15 protein-coding genes are annotated in these 15,796 nt (G+C 44.4%); 9 read left to right on the top strand and 6 right to left on the bottom strand.

All coding sequences use genetic code 11. From position 1 onward, the window contains the following. Positions 1–4 precede the first annotated feature (4 nt). The 6 genes from dgcN (at position 5) to L1D31_RS02040 (ending at position 6,519) form a co-directional block, all read left to right on the top strand. Complete coding sequence (gene dgcN, locus L1D31_RS02015; protein WP_239835423.1) at positions 5–1,015, top strand: N-acetyltransferase DgcN; 1,011 nt, start codon at positions 5–7, stop codon at positions 1,013–1,015. Position 1,016: 1 nt separating this feature from the next. Next, positions 1,017–1,997, top strand: coding sequence for an N-acetyl-D-Glu racemase DgcA (gene dgcA, locus L1D31_RS02020; RefSeq protein WP_239835424.1), 981 nt, complete (start codon positions 1,017–1,019; stop codon positions 1,995–1,997). Positions 1,998–2,340: 343 nt separating this feature from the next. Then, a complete protein-coding gene (locus L1D31_RS02025; RefSeq protein ID WP_239835425.1) occupies positions 2,341–2,649 on the top strand; it encodes a helix-turn-helix transcriptional regulator in 309 nt (102 codons plus the stop codon). A 154-nt stretch (positions 2,650–2,803) separates the two neighbouring features. Further along, entirely contained in the window at positions 2,804–3,412 is a 609-nt protein-coding gene (locus L1D31_RS02030; protein ID WP_239835426.1) for a GGDEF domain-containing protein, read from the top strand. A 133-nt stretch (positions 3,413–3,545) separates the two neighbouring features. Further along, a complete protein-coding gene (locus tag L1D31_RS02035) occupies positions 3,546–4,715 on the top strand; it encodes a substrate-binding protein (RefSeq protein WP_239835427.1) in 1,170 nt (389 codons plus the stop codon). Beyond that, the gene (locus L1D31_RS02040) at positions 4,708–6,519 is read left to right on the top strand and encodes a diguanylate cyclase (protein ID WP_239835428.1); all 1,812 of its coding nucleotides are present in this window, start codon (positions 4,708–4,710) and stop codon (positions 6,517–6,519) included. Before L1D31_RS02035 ends, L1D31_RS02040 begins: the two co-directional genes overlap by 8 nt. 49 nt (positions 6,520–6,568) lie before the next feature. On the opposite strand, the gene L1D31_RS02045 is transcribed toward L1D31_RS02040, so the two are convergent. Further along, positions 6,569–6,763: a hypothetical protein gene (locus L1D31_RS02045; RefSeq protein ID WP_239835429.1), complete on the bottom strand. Its 195-nt coding sequence runs from the start codon at positions 6,761–6,763 to the stop codon at positions 6,569–6,571. A 377-nt stretch (positions 6,764–7,140) separates the two neighbouring features. Between L1D31_RS02045 and L1D31_RS02050 the strand changes: the two genes are divergently transcribed. Together L1D31_RS02050 and L1D31_RS02055 are read left to right on the top strand one after the other, a co-directional pair. Continuing rightward, positions 7,141–8,931, top strand: coding sequence for a M28 family metallopeptidase (locus L1D31_RS02050; protein WP_239835430.1), 1,791 nt, complete (start codon positions 7,141–7,143; stop codon positions 8,929–8,931). Positions 8,932–9,102: 171 nt separating this feature from the next. Then, positions 9,103–10,887: an alpha-amylase family glycosyl hydrolase gene (locus L1D31_RS02055; RefSeq protein ID WP_239835431.1), complete on the top strand. Its 1,785-nt coding sequence runs from the start codon at positions 9,103–9,105 to the stop codon at positions 10,885–10,887. 53 nt (positions 10,888–10,940) lie between these two features. Here the strand turns inward: L1D31_RS02055 and L1D31_RS02060 are convergent, their stop codons facing one another. Beyond that, positions 10,941–11,555, bottom strand: a complete 615-nt coding sequence (locus tag L1D31_RS02060; protein WP_239835432.1) for a DsbA family protein — start codon at positions 11,553–11,555, stop codon at positions 10,941–10,943. Positions 11,556–11,725: 170 nt separating this feature from the next. Here L1D31_RS02060 and L1D31_RS02065 point away from each other — a divergent pair, with 170 nt between their 5' ends. Then, positions 11,726–11,908, top strand: a complete 183-nt coding sequence (locus tag L1D31_RS02065) for a hypothetical protein (protein ID WP_006960472.1) — start codon at positions 11,726–11,728, stop codon at positions 11,906–11,908. Between the two features lie 49 nt (positions 11,909–11,957). On the opposite strand, the gene L1D31_RS02070 is transcribed toward L1D31_RS02065, so the two are convergent. The 4 genes from L1D31_RS02070 to L1D31_RS02085 all read right to left on the bottom strand — a co-directional run bounded on the left by L1D31_RS02070 (position 11,958) and on the right by L1D31_RS02085 (position 15,762). Then, positions 11,958–12,584 carry a LysE family translocator gene (locus tag L1D31_RS02070; RefSeq protein ID WP_239835433.1) on the bottom strand — a complete coding sequence of 209 codons (627 nt, stop codon included), beginning with the start codon at positions 12,582–12,584 and terminating at the stop codon, positions 11,958–11,960. Between the two features lie 112 nt (positions 12,585–12,696). Next, positions 12,697–13,482, bottom strand: coding sequence for a LytTR family DNA-binding domain-containing protein (locus tag L1D31_RS02075; RefSeq protein ID WP_239835434.1), 786 nt, complete (start codon positions 13,480–13,482; stop codon positions 12,697–12,699). Continuing rightward, positions 13,472–14,530 (bottom strand): histidine kinase, encoded by a 1,059-nt coding sequence (locus tag L1D31_RS02080; protein WP_239835435.1) that lies wholly within the window; start codon positions 14,528–14,530, stop codon positions 13,472–13,474. Before L1D31_RS02080 ends, L1D31_RS02075 begins: the two co-directional genes overlap by 11 nt. Next, positions 14,530–15,762, bottom strand: a complete 1,233-nt coding sequence (locus L1D31_RS02085) for a hypothetical protein (protein ID WP_239836359.1) — start codon at positions 15,760–15,762, stop codon at positions 14,530–14,532. The genes L1D31_RS02080 and L1D31_RS02085 overlap by 1 nt, the downstream gene beginning before the upstream one ends. Positions 15,763–15,796 lie beyond the last annotated feature (34 nt).

Below are 15,796 nucleotides of genomic sequence, written 5' to 3' on the forward strand. Positions count from 1 at the left end.
GCTTATGTCTATCACTCAACCCTACTTACTCTTCCTAGGCGATGTCACTGACCCTATTGCCGCCAAAACTGCACGAGGTATCGCACTCTGGAGACCGGAACAGTGTGTCGGTGAGCTCCGCCTTACGGATGACACTGTCACTCTCAACCTACCCAATCTATCTCTACAAGAAGCCAAAAATCAAGGAGCAAAAACTCTGGTGATTGGTACTGCCAACGCTGGTGGTTACATACCCAACAACTGGCTAACTTGCCTAATCCAAGCGGCAGAACTTGGTTTTGACATTGCCTCAGGCATGCATCAGAAGCTAAAAGAGATCCCACCGCTTGCTGAGCTGGAAAAGCAAGGAATAACTCGCCTTCACGATGTCCGTCATTACGATCAAAGCCTTGAAGTGGGCAAAGGCATTCCACGTCAAGGTAAGCGATTATTAACGGTAGGTACTGACTGTTCCGTGGGTAAGATGTTCACAGCACTCGCATTAGAAAAAGCATTAAAAGACATTGAGGTCTCAGCACAGTTCAAGGCAACTGGACAAACCGGCATCCTCATTGATGGCCAAGGTATCTCAATTGACGCTGTTGTTGCGGATTTTATTTCAGGCGCCGTAGAAAAAATCAGTCCGGAATTTGTCGATCATGATTGGGACATCATCGAAGGCCAAGGCTCCTTGTTCAACCCTTCTTTTGCTGGTGTCAGCCTTGGTTTACTTCACGGTGCACAAGCCGATGCACTTGTGTTGTGCCATGAAATAGGCCGCCCGCACATTCGCCACTTACCTCATTGCCAACTACCCAGTATTGAAACCACGATCCAGGCGAACCTAGCCGCTGCACGATTAACCAACCCTCAGGCACTGCTTGCGGGGATCAGCCTCAATACATCAGCAGTAAGTGAAGAAGAAGCAAAAACACTATGTGCAGACTGGCAGGACAGATATCAAGTGCCTGTCACCGATCCGGTACGCTTTGGTATAGCAACCATTGCCGCCAATATTAAAACTCTGAGAGGGTAACATGGACATTATCGCTTGGAGTGAATCGATCCCTCTCGCAAAACCGTTTGCTATTTCACGTGGTGTCAGAACCCACTGTGACATCGTCAGAATCAAGATTTGCTATCGTTCACATGTCGCATTAGGTGAGTGCACGCCTTACCCAAGGTATGGCGAAAGTGTTGAATCAGTGTTAGAACAAATTCAACAGGAGATCCCAAAACTCAATACGCTTCCACCTAAAGAAGCAAAAACTAAACTGCAAGGCATGTCTGCAGGTGCAGCGAGGAATGCGCTCGACTGTGCACTATGGGATTTGATGGCAAAAGAGGACGGATTACACTTTCCATCTCCATACTTTGATATTCGCTCTAAAATGGAAACAGCGATGACAGTTTCGATCGACACACAAGAGAAGATGGCCCAGCAAGCCAAAGAATACGTCTCTCAGGGCGCGACTCTACTGAAAGTCAAACTGGATAATAGGCAAATTCTGCCAAGGGTCACAGCCGTCAGGCAAGCCGCCCCCAAAAGTAAAATTATTCTTGATGCCAATGAAGCGTGGCAAAATGAATCCCTAACGACTCTATTTCAAGCACTCCATACGCTCAACATCACCATGATTGAACAACCCGTGCCTAAAGGCTACGACCATATGCTCAAAGGGATACCTCACCCTATTCCTCTGTGCGCTGATGAGAGCTGCCACACTAGTGACGATCTTACAAAACTAGAAGGCTGCTATGAGATGATTAACATTAAGCTTGATAAATCAGGAGGCCTGACTGAAGCGATAGCTCTGGATCAGCAAGCCAGAGCCAGGGGGTTCCACATCATGGTGGGCTGCATGCTGGGTACTTCTCTAGCAATGAAAGCCGCTCTGCCTATTGCCACACGTGCGGACATCGTGGACTTAGATGGCCCTGTTTTATTAGGTACTGATATTCTTGATAGCTTGAAATACCAATCTGGCACTTTAGGTCTAGACAAAAAAATCAAATAATTTATTTTTTAGAAATTATAAGCTCTCATTAAATATTATTTGTTTTTTGCGAGGTTATTGTCCACTTATTGATCAAGCAATAACCCAAAGTAACTAGGTAAAACTAATATTAAAGTACTAGAAAAACAATTATAAAAAATTCATACGATACATTATTCAAATATAACCCTAAATTGACAAAACATTATTCTAAAGTTCATAAAATCCCTGTCGATAACAGTGAAAAAGTCATTACTTATTTAATAGATATACCTAAAAACTTAGAATCTAAAAATTCCTTAGTAATATATCTAATACTATAAGGTTAAAATGGCTCTGCTTTGATAGTGGAGGTACTCACTGCATGACCAGCCCATTACCTAGAAGGCTAAGAGACATAAGAAAGAAAAGAGGGATCACTCAAGAAGAGCTGGGACAAAAACTAGGAATGGAGTCAGGAAGCGCTAGCGCTAGAATTAGTCAATACGAAACTGGTAAACATGCTCCTGATTACACGACTGTAAAACGCATATCTGCGGTATTAGATATAACCGTCGCTTACTTCTACTGTGATGACGATACACTAGCAAATATCATAATAGAAGCATCCAGCCACAGTGAAACAACAAAGCTTGATATTCTTAAAATACTAGAAGGGATTCAAAAACAATAAGTTAGCATCTTTGCGGTTTTGGATAGACACAACAATGATTTCTGAACTCGACCTCGCCATACAACTGATAAAAATCATAATTCTTCTCTACATTTCCTACCTTTTATTGCGCCATCAAGTGAGCAATAAAATATTATATGGATGTGTATTAGCTATGGTCTCGATGATCATTGAGCTATGCATCAACTATTATCAGTTATCGTGGCCAACGATTACTTTTGAGCATCAAGATGTCATCTTACTGATTTCATCGACAACGCTGCTTATAGCTCATGCATTGATGCTATCTGGAGTATCTTCGTTATATTTTAAACTCAAAGAAGAATCTGAGAAAGATCACCTTACTCAACTTCATAATCGAAAGTTCATGCCTAAGATACCAGAAAAAAACTACGATGTGATCTATTTGGATATTGATAACTTCAAGACGATTAACGACACATTAGGGCACGATTATGGAGATGCTCTACTGGTACTCTTCGCACGATATTTGTCACACTGTGTTTTGAAGAATGAATATTTAGTTCGTTACGGAGGTGATGAGTTTATTGCTTATGTCCGGCCAGGTCGCAGTAGTGATTTTATTGAGCGTTTACTAGATTATGTAGCAAACTCCGAGATTGAATTCAGCTATGGCGTTTCCGGCAGCAAGAATGGTGAATTATTTTCGGCAATTACACGAGCAGATAAAAACATGTACCTGATGAAAAGGCGCAGGTCGTCGTCAAAAGAACGCCGACCTGCACGAGCGAATGAATCATGAATGCATTTCGCTACCTCCTGAGCGACTTTTACTGTTAGCAAAGTAATATATCTCATTGCCTTACAACACTTTACTTAATGCGCTTTTTAAACTTTTATTAATAGAATACGAGAAAGGATTCTCAAGGTAGCTTATGGTGATACGGATTAGGCATAAGATAAAACTGGTTGCTACAGCATTGATTTTGCTGTTCACCGTCAGTTGCCTTCCCCAGCAACCCAATATCAAACTTGGTGTTGTTTTACCCCTAACAGGAAGCTTTTCCATATATGGTCAACAAGCATTAAAAGGCGCCCAACTGGCAGTAGACCAAATCAATGCACAAGGTGGGGTACTCAATCGCCAGCTGGAGCTTGTTATCCGTGATAATCAAACCGATCCAGCGAAAACCGTGAAATACAGCCGTGAGCTTGTACAGCAAAATCAAGTATTTGCCTTGTTTGGCCCTGTAAGCAGTGCAGCCCGTTACGCGATGGCAGAAGTTGCAGAAACTTTTTATACGCCCCTTTTTTATGGGATCGATTACGAAGGCCGTCATTACAGCCGATATTTGATTTGCTACAGCACAATACCTGAGCACTACATTGAACCTATTGTCCCTTACTTGATAGAGAATATCGGTAAAAACTTCTATATCTTTGGCTATGACTACATTTGGCCGCACAGGATGGCTAAGAGTATTGTAAAGTCAGTCAGTACACATCAGGGAAACGTCACCGATATTGAATTTACCCCATTTGGTATAAAAGACTTCACTCCCGTATTCGAACGTATAAAAGAATCTGGTGCTGAAACATTGATGCTCACCCTGCCAGGGGCTGACGGTTTTACGTTCTTATCACAGATGAAATCTTTTGACTTTGGCCGCGATGTTCAGGTTGTTGCTTTCGCTGCTGATGAAACCTATCTATCCAATCTCGATAACGATTCACTGGAAGGCATACTGACAGCTCTGCACTTTTTCAGTAGCAACGACGATCCCATTCTGCAAAAATTCGTCAATGACTACAAAGCTCATCATGGCGCCGAATCTGTTGTGACCTACTCTAGTAAAGCTCATTATGACCTAATTTACTTGCTAAAAGCCGCGATTGAGCAAGCTGGGGTTGTTGATAAAGAAGCCGTCATCAATCAGCTACCGGGATTAACCCTATACGAAAAAGATCTAGCAATTAAACTCAGAGATGACCATCATTTTGAGCTACCAATGTACTTAGGCCAATTTGCGGCTGGACAGCTTAACGTCATCGAGCGACTAGGGACCATTAAACCTGAGGATCAAAGATCTATAGGCAATGAATAAACTCAGCGTAAAGATTTTCATCATACTTTTGCCTCTAGCAATTTCATTGCTGATCTTCAGTTACGCCTATTATAACGCGAGAGAAAAGCTCACCATTGACCATATTTATCAATCTGTACAGCTTTCTGCTTCGTTAGGAGCGAATGAAATTAGCCATTATGTTGAGGGTCGTTTCACTGAGTTTGATCGACTCAGTAATGAAATAAGTACCTGTAAAGAAGGGGAAACGTCTCTATCTTTATCCGCTTCAGACGCTCTAAGTTTCACCAGCGGTTTTTCCGCACTCGCGATTTCCGATTTATCAGGTCAAGTGACACACTTTAGCCTGTCATCAAATAAAAGTAATCGCTACGTGCTGCGTAAAAATATCAAAGGACTGATTCTCCTTCCCGAACATGTCCTAGCCTTGCTACACACTTCTTACCAAGAATGGCAAACCACCTACCCTGAAAACCTCAGGCTGGAAAAAGAAACACTCGAACAATTACTCGCCCTAAACAAACGTGGCGAAATCAACTCTCAGGCAAGCCGAAATTTGAGTAACTTATTGGTAAAGATTCGCGAAGGACGGAGCCTTCCTCGCCAAGTCATCAGCTTAGCCAGTGCAGAAACCATTTCAAAGCTTGGTCTAATCTTTGATACTGCAAGTTACTTCTACTCTCGCCCCCTTATTGACTGTAATCAACAAATCATCGGCTTCTATACCGCCGTGTTGGATCGCACTATTGTTGAAGACCATCTGTACCAAATAAAAAATACTCTTACCCAAAGTGGACTTGAACATGTGGATGTTCTTATGGTTCGCAACCAAGGTCTTCGTTCATTATCCTCTGTCAACCACTTACCGCTGGACTCTCTTGCCACAACGGGGCTGAATCCAACCAATAAGCCACAGATGAGAAATGACCTTGGAGGAATTCTCATCAATCAACCAATTGTTCTCCATACTCAGAACCACCTCATCTCGGTCAATAACCATCTCCCAACGGTTCCCAACAGCCAAAAGGGTGTCAGTTTGATAGTATTTGTATCCATGGACGAGCTGAAATCGAGAAATCTATTGCTACTACGTGAAGTGTTACTTTACTTAATGATTGCACTGTTTTTATTCGTCTCTTTGACACTTTTTCTCTCCAGTTATATCGCATCACCTATTGTTGACCTGCGCCGCCGTATTTCCATACTATCGAGAACAGGAAAAGCGAAGACTGACTTTTCAGTCCGTGATGATGAGATTGGCCAACTTTTTAGTGCCTTTTCCGACATGGCTTACAGCATCAAGACTAAAGAGTCTCAACTGGTTAAACTGGTACGTGAAGACCCTCTGACTGGCATTCTTAACCGACGTGCATTAGTCGACCACGCAGAAGATATCAGCCGCCATAATGCACCTTCTTGTATTTGTATGATGGATCTTGACCACTTCAAGCAAATTAATGACAGCTACGGCCATGCTATTGGCGACTCGGTGCTGAAAACCTTCTGCACTTTGGTTACGAGCGAACTTCGAGAATCAGATATCTTTGGCCGACTCGGTGGCGAAGAGTTCGCATTAATCTTACCGGAGACCCAGCTTGAAGAAGCAGTAAACCTAGCTGAAAGAATTCGAAGTCGAGTAGAAATACAGCTTGTCGCCAGCTTAAGCTCGATAGTAAGTAGCCAAGTAACAGTAAGTATTGGGGTTGTCGAGTGGCTGGATGATGACTTTGACAGAGCACTCTCGAGAGCTGATAAACACTTATACATGGCTAAAAAGGAGGGGAGAAATCAAGTTAAGGTTCAAGAAACGATAAGCCCGCACTAATACTATGCGGGCTTTTGTAGAATCACAATAAATCTGCCCCTAACATGACTTACTCATCAAGCGACATCCCTACCTGGCCGAGTTTAGTCTTAAACTCTTCAATACTGTCCGCCTGATAAGTGGGCGAGCCATTAAAATATCGTGGTTTTTCAGGCAGCATGGCATTTTTCAACGCGTTCTCCTGATCAAGATCATCATGGTAAACGGTAACTCGATGTGGAATGTCCTGTTTAAATGTCGCCATTTTCTATTCTCCTTTTCGTCTTACGTATACACGAGTTTAAGCGTAGAAAAGAAAATCAATCTGTCAAAGCTGGTAAAACGCTCATCAATCACCACCAACAACCAATGCCCACCAATAGAAAACAACACACATATCAAATAGCGATACATCACGAAATTACCGATACCAAATATATCAATTAAAAGACCTTATAATTTATGCAACTAATTGAAAGTGTTGATTTTGAGATCTAGAACATTAGCTCTAGCTATGAATTACATCTTTCTCATCTTTATTATTTGATATGCATTCATTTTTATAAAAAATGTATTTTTTAACATTTTAATAACTTAATCTTTTATGAAGAATGGAATGGATTGTTTAACAAGGAGTCACACATGCAAGTAAGCATAACAACAAAAAAATCCATTCTCGCAACTGTTATCAGTACCACCATGTTATCAGGGTGTTTCTGGGATGACCCACGTGAGGTGGCAAAATACGTCAGTGAAAATATCGACAGAGATGAAGTTGTTAGCCACATAGTCACACTTGAAGGCTTAGCTTCTACGACTACCGATGGCAACTCTATTACTCGTGCAGCAGGCACACAAGGCTATGCTAACTCTGTTGAGTTTATTGTTGAAACCATGAGAAAGCATGGTTACATAGTTACAACGCAAGAGTTTGACTTCCGTGCTTGGGAAGAGCTGGCTGGTACGAAAGCCAATATCGATGGTAAAGATCTTATTAGCGTACGTGAGGCCGATGACGGTGTTGAACCCGATTTTGCAGTCATGTCTTACTCAGGTAGTTCAAATGGGCCAGTGAGCGGTGAGATTGCCTTCGTGACACCAGACTTCCGTTTTGATGCCCCTGATTACGACAGCACTGATGGCTGTGAAGCCTCAGATTTCACAGGCAAAGATATGGCTGGAAAAATAGCGGTAATACAACGTGGTGGCTGCTCATTTGACGCAAAAGTGGTTAACGCCGAAAATGCAGGAGCAAAAGCGGTCATTGTTTTCAACCAAGGTAATGATGAAGGCAGAAAATCTGTCGTTAACGGCACGCTCGGTAGTGATACTAAAGCGACTATCGCCGCTTTGGGTGCGCGCTTCGATCTTGGCCAAGAGTGGTACAACAAAACACAATCTGAAGCGGTATTGGCAAACCTGACGGTCAACGTGCAAGATGAAGACGTAGTAACACAAAACATTCTTGCGGAAACTCCTCGTGGTAACGCTGATCAAGTGGTCATGCTCGGTGCACACCTTGACTCTGTTCCAGAAGGCCCAGGGATCAATGATAACGGCACGGGCACAGCGGGTTTGCTTGAATACGCGGTCACACTGTCTGAGCTTAAAGTACCTGTTAAAAACAAAGTTCGCTTCGCATGGTGGGCGGCTGAAGAAGCAGGTCTAGTAGGTTCTGAGTACTACACCAATGACTTATTCCAACCAATCTACAATGATGCACAGGCTCAAATTCTTGAAGAATTAGGTTTAGAGGATCCTAGCCAGCTGACTGAGGAGCAGATTGAGCTGGTTGAAGCCCGTTACACTGAACTCAACAAAGTTAAGCTGTACCTCAACTTCGATATGATCGGCTCACCTAACTACATCTATGGTGTGATGGATGGTGACTTGTCTGATACCAAAGATAGTCCAGATAACGCTTACACTGGCGATTTCAAACCGCCATATGGCACCTCTGACATCGAGTCTATCTTCCAAGAGTTCTTTAATGATAAAGAAGAAGCGACCATTCCTCAAGCTCTGTCAAAACGTTCAGACTACGCTGGATTTGCAGATTGGGGCGTAGCATTTGGCGGTCTGTTCACGGGTGCTGAGAAAGTAAAAACAGCTGAAGAAGTTGAGAAATTTGGTGGCGACATCGATGTCGCTTACGATAAGTGTTACCACCAGAGTTGTGATGACGTGAACAACGTCAGCCAAACAGCACTGTTTACCAACACTCAATCACTTGCGTATGTAACCACTTACTACGCAATGAGCAAGCAATTGTTCCCAGAGCAGCCAGAAGAGCCGGAAGTGCAAGCACTACGTGCTTTCTCTACAGCTGAGGCGCCAAAAGAGAAACTACGCATTGGCGAAAGACTCAAAGCGGCAGACAGCGTCTCTGACCACGATCACTTCCACGGTGACTTTGATCAAGACCTGAAATAATCACCTTTCGTAATACAAACGCCGTGCCTCGCACGGCGTTTTTCGTTCTATCTCACGTTTTCATCACTGAGAGTCTTTCTACGCCCCACACTCTCGCCAAAAGGAGGAGTCAAACCCCATCAACTTCCACTAGCCTTAAATCAACCTCAATAAGAATGGCTAGATTGTTGAATGAAGAAATACAATATTTATCAGGTCTTTACCCGTCTGTTTGGCAACACGAATACCACCAATCAGCCATGGGGCAACATAGATACCAATGGGGTTGGCAAGTTCAGTCACTTTACTGAAAAGGCTTTAAATGAAATTCGTGATTTGGGCATCACGCACATCTGGTTTACTGGCGTACCACATCATGCTCTAGTCAATGATTACACGCATGTAGGAATCGACAATGACCACCCTTCGGTTGTCAAAGGCCGCGCAGGCTCTCCTTACGCGGTAAAGGACTACTACTCGGTTAACCCAGATCTAGCTGATGACCCCAGTCGACGAAATCAGGAATTCGACGATTTAATCTGTCGCACCCACAATGCTGGCCTCAAAGTGATCATCGACATCGTACCTAATCATGTGGCTCGGGTTTATAAAGGATTAAACAATCCTTCGGGTGTGGAAGATTTTGGTGCTCACGATGACACCAATGTCTGTTATCACAAAGACAACAACTTCTACTATATTCCAGATGCTCCTTTTGAACTGCCAAGCGAATTATCGCCTGAAAAGATCCTTGGAGGAGAGGCACATCCTCACTTGAAGACGCCTTATCAGGAGTTTCCAGCGAAATGGACAGGCAACGGCTCAAGGAAAGCTCAACCGTCCATTGATGATTGGTACGAGACCGTAAAAATCAATTATGGTGTTCGCCCTGACGGCAGCAAAGACTTTCCTATATTACCGGAAGAATACCGCTTTAAGCCTCATTCGGAGCACCATCAATTCTGGCAGGATAAATCCGTTCCAGATTCATGGAAAAAGTTTCGGGATATAGCACTTTACTGGCTTGAAAAAGGCGTCGATGGCTTTCGCTACGATATGGCCGAAATGGTGCCTGTTGAGTTCTGGAGCTATCTCAACTCTTCGATAAAAATAGCTAACCAAGATGTCTTTCTGATAGCTGAAGTCTATCAGCCGGAACTTTATCGCGACTATATCCAGCTCGGAAAAATGGATTACCTCTACAACAAAGTCGATCTCTATGACCAGTTGAAATCAGTTATACAAGGTCACGGTTCTACGCGAGAAATTGGCCGCATTGAGTATCAGCTACGCGATATTGAACACCATATGCTGCACTTTCTCGACAACCATGATGAACATAGACTTGCCTCGCCTGAATTTGCGGGATGTGCTCAAAAAGGCAAACCCGCCATGTTGGTGTCTACTTGCCTATCAAGCTCTCCTAGCATGATCTATTTCGGTCAAGAAGTCGGTGAGCCCGGGGCGGAAATCGGTGGATTTGGTACACCCAGCCGCACGTCAATATTCGACTATGTGGGCGTCCCTCACCATCAGCGTTGGATGAACCATGGTGCTTTTGACTGCGGCCAACTGAGTGAGGATGAAAAAGCGCTCAGAACGTTCTACCAAAAGCTGCTTAACCTGACGTTAAAAAGCCCTGCGCTATTGGGAGGCTATCACGACCTTTACGCCGCGAACTTTGACAATTTCGGCGAAATGCAAGATCAGTTGTTCGCTTTCGCCAGATCCAGTGAAGAACAAAAGCTGATTGTTGTTGCCAATTTCAGCACGCAACAAGGTAAAAAAGTCGAACTGATTCTCCCTTACTCACTCATTACTGACTGGCAGCTGCTTCCCGGACAATATCGTTGGATAGATAGGATGAGTAACTCGGAGTACACCCTGAATGTGACTCAAACGTCAGCTTCCATTTTTATGCTGCTTTCCCCACTGGCAAGCCTGTTTCTAGAGCTTACATCACACACTTTAGAATAAGGCGATCGCTGTTCCTCTGCTCTAACCTGTATTAAGACTTAATGCGCAATACTCTAGGCTATTAAACGATGAATCTGCTCAATGGTATCTTGGGCAGATTCATAATCAACGGGCAACTCGACCACACGATTGGCCGTCTCTACAAACAAGGATGGGAAGCTATTACCACCGATAGAGCGAGCGAAACCCAGTTCCTCCATAAATTGTTGGTTCAGAGCTTCAGACTGAAAATCTTGCAAGAACTGCGCTTCATCGAGCCCAATCTCCGCAGCAATCGCAATCAATACTTCACTGTCACTCGGGTTTCGCGCTTGAAGGTAATAAGCGTGCTGAATAGCACGTAGCATCTCTTTCTCCGCTCCCTGCTTACGTGCCGCTAGAACTGCTCGACAAGAAGGATAAGTTGAGCGCTTAGGAGTGTTTTTTGTCCAGAAGTCATAGTTGAACTCAGTGCCCAGAAAGTTTTCGATCTTTTTCCAATATGAGGCAATTTGTTCACGCATGGCGATGGGCATAGGCTCCATGGAGTCTGGCGCCAATCCACCCACCACATACTGCACCGTCACCTCATCAGCTAACGCACTCTGGATCTTTTCCCAAGTGGGCTTGTAACCCCAACACCAAGAACACATAGGGTCGTAAACGTAGTAGAGTTTGGCTGCTTGCATGAGTTCATCCTTATAATGAGTAGCGAATCAAGGTCTACATCACCAATTCGTCTATTTCCTTTAACCCCATAGAGGTAATTGTACCCTCTGCTTGATCGAGATCATTTTAACAAAGTGATTACATCACTTATGTTGACATAATGTTACGGAGATTAACAAGAGGGATGCCCATGGAACTGAAAAAAGACCCAAGATGTTACACTGACGTTTGTGTAGGTGGTAAATGGTTTCACCATGATCACTGTACCAGTAAAGCGTATATGCTCAAGGGCGGCGCAGACGTGAGTGTGGAATTTAACAAAATACCTGAAACAGAAGACGAACTTATTGAACTTTTAGTTCAGAGTGTTTAAACAACAAGCGCTTAGCAACCCCCATTGCTAAGCGCTTGCTTTTATCTGTCTATTTGTTGATTGCGAGGTAAGTACCAGCCGCAATCATTACGCCACCAGCCCCTTGATTCAGCTTGCGCTGAGCACTTGGAGTTTTCAGCACTTTAACCAGTCGCCCAGCACCAATCGCGATCATCATTAACCCTGTCATCAGAGCAACAATGCTTAATACCGCAGCCAGTGCAATATCCTGACTATTAAGAACGGTTAAGTCCATAAACGTTGGCAGGAATGAAATATAGAATAGGATCACTTTAGGGTTTGAAGCCGAGATCAGAAAGCCCTGTACAAATCCGGCGATATGAGACGGTGCTTTTGGTGTTTGATCTTGGTGAATCGCTTCACTGGCCTGAGGCAGTGCTTTGATCATCTTATAGCCGAGATAGATGAGATAAGCCGCACCGACATAGCGAATCACGACAAACAGTGTCGCCCAGTTTTCTGCTATTGCGGCCAAGCCCAAGCAGGCTAAAAGGAGATAGATAACATCGCTGGCAACCATTCCAGTAGAAAGAGAAATACAGTGTTTTGCACCTGAAACCATCGCACGAGCAACAATGGCAAATACGCCCGGCCCAGGTGTGATGCTAAAGATCAACATAGCGATAAAAAAGGTGATCGCACTTTCAACGGTCATGGTTCTACCTCAATCAATTTTCATCACAGAAAAATAACATTATTGACTCAAAACACAATGCCTAAATAGACAACACAGTGACTAAGCCTCTACCCACTTTCTCCTGACATGATTACCACATACTGGTAAATTTGCTTTGCATCGCTCTGCTGATGGGAATGCTGTCGTCACCAATTACCGCCACCATTTTGCCGGTAAAATCCTTCTTCACTTTGTCTATCATCGAGACATTAACCACACTCGAGCGGTGTACTTGCCAAAATAACTCCGGATCCAACTGAGCCAGTAGTTCCTTAAGTGACGTTCGCAGCACATACTCGACTTTGTTGCCCTGCTCTCGCTTGTACAGAGAAACGTATTTGTCTTCCGCTTTGAAGTAAAGCACCTCAGACAAAGCAATGAGGTGGATCTCTTCGCCTTTGCTGGCTCTAATCCAACTTAAATATTTCGGCTGAGCAGGCGCGTTGAGCTGCTGAATCTGATTCAGCAAAGTGCCAAGTTCCGTCGCGGGTTCAGCTCTATGTAACCTCGCTTTCAGTTTTTCAACGCATTGAGTAAGACGAGCATCAGAAACAGGTTTAAGCAGATAATCCACCGCATTAGTTTCAAAAGCTTGGACAGCGTATTCGTCATACGCCGTCACAAACACAATATGAGGTTGGCAATCACGCTTAGAGAGCTTCTTCGCCAGTGACATACCATCCAGCCCGGGCATTTTTATATCCAGAAATACCACTTGAGGCCGATGTTGCTCGATCATTTCAAGGGCTTGCTCACCATTCGCAGCCTGCCCGACAATATCGAGTTCTGGCCAATACTCAGCTAGCGCCTGATTAAGATGACGACGCAGCAACGGCTCATCGTCGGCAATGACGGCGGTAAGAAGATCAGTTTGCATCCATGTTTTCCTCAAGTTTCTCTAATGAGCGACGTTGTACAGACAACTGAGCAATCACACCACCCGATGCATTCTCTTTCAGCTTCAGTGACGCATGTTGATCAAACAAAGTGGTGAGCCGATGACGAATATTCTCCAGCCCAATACCTTGCCCCGCATGACTAGGCGTATCGCTAAAACCAATCCCATTGTCGATAACAGAAATGGTCACACTATCCTGATTTTCAGCAACCTCTACTGTTATTTTTCCACCGACAGAGCTGGGTTCAATGCCATGTTGTACTGCGTTCTCCACTAGCGGTTGAACCAACAGAGGCGGTATATTGAGGTCACCCAAGCAATGGGCAGAGATTTCATAATTCAAGCGCTCTCCGAGCCGTATTTTTTGAATGGCAAGGTAAGCATCCACCAACTCTAGTTCGCCTTTCAAGGTCGTACTGTTCTGGCGATTTTGCTGCAACGTCCCGCGTAATAGCTCGGTCAGTTTCTCCAGCATCAGCTTGGCACCTTTAGTGTCGTCATCAATCAGCACCATAATGTTCGCCAATGTGTTGAACAAGAAATGAGGTTCAATCTGGCTTTGCAGCTGTTTCAGTTGGCTTAGTAGCAGTGCTTTCTCCTGCTCCGTTTGAATACGACGAGCCCGTTCGAGCTCCTTTTGAGCCTGTAATTTTTGCTCATGCATATAAAAGTAAAGCAAACACGCCGTGGAGAAGATAAACCCAAGGATAATCACTGGCTTCATCTGACTAAAGTCAGCAAACTTATCGTACCTACTCAGCCAGTAGTATGCGTTTAGTGTGCCAAATACCATTGAACTACCAATGGCCATTATGCTGAGTTGACGCCGAGTCCAACGCTCACTTGACCACTGTAACAAATGCGAGCTCAAAACCGCACTGTACCCGTAACCAAAGCTAATCAGAATATGCTCCCAAAATGGGCTCGGCCAAATCGTTTGTGTCGCAAACGCAATAATCAGGCAAAACACCGAGGTGAAGACAAGACTTTTTAAGAAATCAACCGTACGAGTAGTAACGTCAGTCATCAAAATTTTCCTTTTAGATTTATAAAAATCATACGCTTATCAGCTAAATTTGCATATACAGATTCATGGCTTCCCGTCATAAAACGGGCAGCAAGTTCAACGTCGACCGAAGTCTGTCCCGAGTCATAAGCACTGTAGTTAATCCACTGTGTTGCAATGACACCGCCGTCTTGTGGCGATAATAAGAGATCAAAAGTAGGCTCTACATTCTCCAGCCATAAGGTATTTTTACTCCATTGCCACTGACTCCAGCTAGTAGGATTCAAACTCCAATGAAACATGATGTTATGCTGCACCAGATTGATATGGTTGAGCCCCTGAGCGTACGAATGTGACAGACCAGCGGTGCTGGAACTTTCTGATAAAGCAGCCGCTCTTTCCAGTCCCTGACGCCAATCCTCTTTGCTCCATGCCCGATTGTCATACCAATATTCGACAATGATTTGATTGCCGGCTTGGCTAGCCCAATTAAGCCCAACCAAACCTTGAAAGCCACTACTTTTGTTAGCCAGAATCACTGGTGAGTAGAGGCCTTGCTGCTCAAACCCTAGGTAGTCTCTCTGGTACACAAAAGAAGCGTGGTACGCCCATGACGCATCATAAACAGACACCATGGAGCCGCCAATTAAGCCTTGTCTTACATCGTCATAGTAAGCAATGCCCTGCCATTCCGTCTCGTCTGTCAGCCAGTAACGACGCAGACCAATGCCCTGTTGCTCAGTTCTTTGTTCAAGCTCGCTAGACTCTTGCTTTGTCCAACTGGAATCGCTGTAAAGCAAACTCCACTCTCCCGAAAGATCAAAGTATGACGCCATTGCGACACCTGCGCCCTCCTCTACCTGAATTCCCACTGGGTTACGCCGATAAGGTTTGAACAAGTCTAAGGGGCGATATCCATACCCTACTCCCCAATCGAGGCGGATTTTACCCAGCGTCATATCAAGCGGTAGTACGCCTGTCTCCCAGACGCCTTGCCAAAAAAGCTCCTGGACAATCAACTCATTATCAACTGAGTCGGATGAGTTGCTCGACGCTAGTTGACTACTTTGCGCCGCGAACAAGCCGCTCCAGTTTTGCCACTCGGCTTGCACACGAAGTAACGCGTCTAGCTGCTCAGTATGCGACGCCGTATGCGGTTCAAACCAGACGGAGTCTCTCTGCTGATTCTGGCTACCACTGACCATCCAGTCCCAGTTGAAACTTGGCTGAGCAAGGCCACTGCCTGGAACCATTGCCGCCAACGCGAAAATCAAACGACAATTCACG

It is taken from the genome of Vibrio sp. Isolate23, assembly GCF_022398095.1.
Lineage (GTDB): Bacteria > Pseudomonadota > Gammaproteobacteria > Enterobacterales > Vibrionaceae > Vibrio > Vibrio coralliilyticus_A.